The organism is Streptosporangium sp. NPDC003464, from assembly GCF_053588315.1.
The window spans coordinates 1-2,669 of the sequence record NZ_JBSFPS010000499.1 but is presented as its reverse complement, the minus strand read 5'-3'; the positions used below and the strand labels follow the sequence as shown (position 1 = coordinate 2,669).

Annotated in this window: 4 protein-coding genes; all 4 read right to left on the bottom strand. The window is 73.7% G+C overall.

Features of this window, described 5'->3' with window-relative positions; translation table 11 throughout:
• A partial coding sequence (locus tag ACWDS7_RS47785; protein ID WP_451934719.1) for a hypothetical protein occupies positions 1-193 on the bottom strand: 193 nt, incomplete at its 3' end.
• A 29-nt stretch (positions 194-222) separates the two neighbouring features.
• Positions 223-900: an adenosylcobinamide amidohydrolase gene (locus ACWDS7_RS47780; protein WP_451934718.1), complete on the bottom strand. Its 678-nt coding sequence runs from the start codon at positions 898-900 to the stop codon at positions 223-225.
• Positions 897-1,670 (bottom strand): ABC transporter ATP-binding protein, encoded by a 774-nt coding sequence (locus ACWDS7_RS47775; protein WP_306857407.1) that lies wholly within the window; start codon positions 1,668-1,670, stop codon positions 897-899. Before ACWDS7_RS47775 ends, ACWDS7_RS47780 begins: the two co-directional genes overlap by 4 nt.
• Entirely contained in the window at positions 1,667-2,668 is a 1,002-nt protein-coding gene (locus ACWDS7_RS47770; protein ID WP_451934717.1) for a FecCD family ABC transporter permease, read from the bottom strand. Before ACWDS7_RS47770 ends, ACWDS7_RS47775 begins: the two co-directional genes overlap by 4 nt.
• Between the last annotated feature and the right edge of the window lies 1 nt (position 2,669).

Sequence of the window (2,669 nt, the reverse complement as noted above, 5' to 3'; positions counted from 1 at the left end):
CGTCGGCCCATGAGAGCCCATCAAAGCCGTCAGGGAGTCGGTGGACTCGCACGTCCACATCGAATGCAGTTTCGACCGCTTCGGCCAAGTCTCTGCCGTCATCGGGGAACCCGAGGAGATCGGCGACGGTGAACGGCGGCCTGCCCGGCAGAACCGTCTGCACGGCAGATCGGTCGAGCTTCTTGGCGATCACCGCCCCAGTATCGGGACTCTCCGCCCCTCTCAGATGCCACTTTCCATAATTTCCTCACTCCATGTAGTTGAACTATCACGATTCGTCCAGTCATGCGCGCCCCGCCGTACCGCGTCGTGGACCGCGCGGGCGACGCGGGCGCCCCAGACGGACCGGGGCCCGCCGAACAGCTCCTCGGGGCCGTCGGCGCGCACGGCCACGCAGACCGCGTCGGAGGCGGTGCCCGTGCCGGGGAAGCCGGTCTCCAGCAGCGCCTGGGTCTTGGCCTCGGTCACCGTCATGACCGTGTTGACCAGTGCGGCGTCGCTCATCGCGACCGGCACGGCGACGACGATGTTGACGGTGCCCGGCAGGTACATCGGCGCCAGCTCGGGGTCCGCGGCGCCCTCGGGGGCGGCGGCCCAGGTGGGGACGCGCAGGCCGACGGTCGCCGCCGCCTCCACTCCCCCGTCGGCCGAGCGGGTGAACCGGTCGACCGCGGCCGCGGTCAGCATGCCGACGCCGGGCCCCGGCGGGGCCATCTCAAGGATGTGCTCCACCGGGTCCATCCGCGAGTAGCCGCCGACCACCTGGGCGTTGAGCACCCACTCCAGCGGGCCGATGCCGCCGCCGACCATCGCCGAGGAGATCGCCCGCCAGCCGGGGCCGAACTCCCACAGCAGCGAGGCCAGCCGGGCCCCGTCCTCCTCGCGATGGCTCAGCTTCACGGGCGCTCCAGGTGGACCTCGGGTCTGCCGCCGGCGCCGGTCCCGACGCGGACGCGGGCGTCGAAGTGCTCGCCGATCAGTCTCTCCGTCAGCACCTCGGCCGGGGCGCCGGAGGCCGCCACCCGGCCGCCGGCGATCAGCATCATCGAGTCGGCGTACTGGCCGGCGAGGCTCAGGTCGTGCAGGGTCGTGACCACCGTCAGCCCGTCGGCCAGGCGGAGGCGGTCGAGCAGCTCCAGGACCTGCTGCTGGTGTCCCAGGTCCAGCGCGGTGGTGGGCTCGTCGAGCAGGAGCACGGGGGCCTGCTGGGCCAGCGCCCTGGCCAGCACGACGCGCTGGCGCTCGCCGCCGGACAGGCGCCCGAGCGTGCGCGAGGCGAACGGCGACAGGTCGAGCCGCTCCAGCACCGACGCCGTCACCTCACGGTCGCGGCGGCTCTCCCGGCCCAGATAGGGGATGTACGGCGTGCGCCCCAGCAGGGCGTAGTCGAAGACGGTCATGTCGACCGGGAGCGCCGGGGCCTGGGGGGCGTAGGCGAGCAGCCGGGCCCGGTCCCTGGGGCCGAGCCGGCGGACGGGCCCGCCGTCGACGAGCACCTCCCCGGAGCACGGCAGCACCCCGGCGAGCGCCTTGAGCAGCGTGGACTTGCCGGCGCCGTTGGCCCCGATGACGGCCAGCCAGTCGCCGCCGCGCACTTCGAAGTCGACGCCGGACAGCACGCTGCGCCGGTCCAGGACGACGGTGAGGTCCCTCACCCTGACGTGGCTCACGTCTCCACCCGCCTGGTCATCCGCAGCACGGCGACGAAGAAGGGCGCGCCGACGAAGGCGGTGACCACGCCGATGGGCAGCTCGGCCGGGGCCAGCACGGTCCGGGCGATCAGGTCGGCGAGGACGAGGAAGGCGGCGCCGCCGATCAGCGAGAGCGGGAGCACGCTCCGGTAGGAGCCCCCGGCCAGCCGCCGGACCACGTGCGGGACCACGATGCCGACGAAACCGATCAGCCCGCTGACCGCGACGGCCGAGGCGGTGGCCAGGGAGGCGGCCAGCAGCACGACGAGCCGGACGCGGGCGACGTTGAGGCCGAGGCTGCCGGCCTCGTCGTCGCCGACCGAGAGTACGTCGAGCAGCCTGCCGTGGAGCAGCATGACCACCACCGAGGCGGCGGCGTACGGGGCGGCCAGCCCGATCTGGCTCCAGCCGCCGCCGACGTCGCCGAGGATCCAGGCGTAGATGCGCTGGAGCTCCTCCACCCTGAGCTGCTGCAGGAAGGTCTGGACGGCGGTGAGGAAGGAGGTGACGGCCACGCCGGCCAGGACCAGCGTGGCGGTGCCGCCGCCCCGGCCCGCGACGTTGCCCAGCGCGTAGGCGAGCAGGACACCGCCGACGGCCCCCGCGAACGCGGCGGCCGGGATGACGAGGGCCTGGTCGTCGCCCTTCATGAACACGATCGCCGCCGTGGTGGTGAGACCGGCTCCCGCGGCGGCCCCCAGCAGGTAGGGGTCGGCCAGCGGGTTGCGGAAGACGCCCTGGTAGGCGGCGCCCGCGACGGCCAGCAGCCCGCCGACGATCGCGGCCAGCAGGACCCTGGGCAGCCGGAGCTCCCACAGCAGGCCCTGCTCGACCGGTGCCAGCCCCGAGTCGGCCGAGACGATCGGCAGCCAGTCGAGCAGTTGCAGCGCCACCCTCTCCGGCGCGATGTCCGCCGCGCCGATCAGCAGGGCGGCGAGCATGCTCGCCAGCAGGAGGGCCGAGGCCGCCAGCGCCACC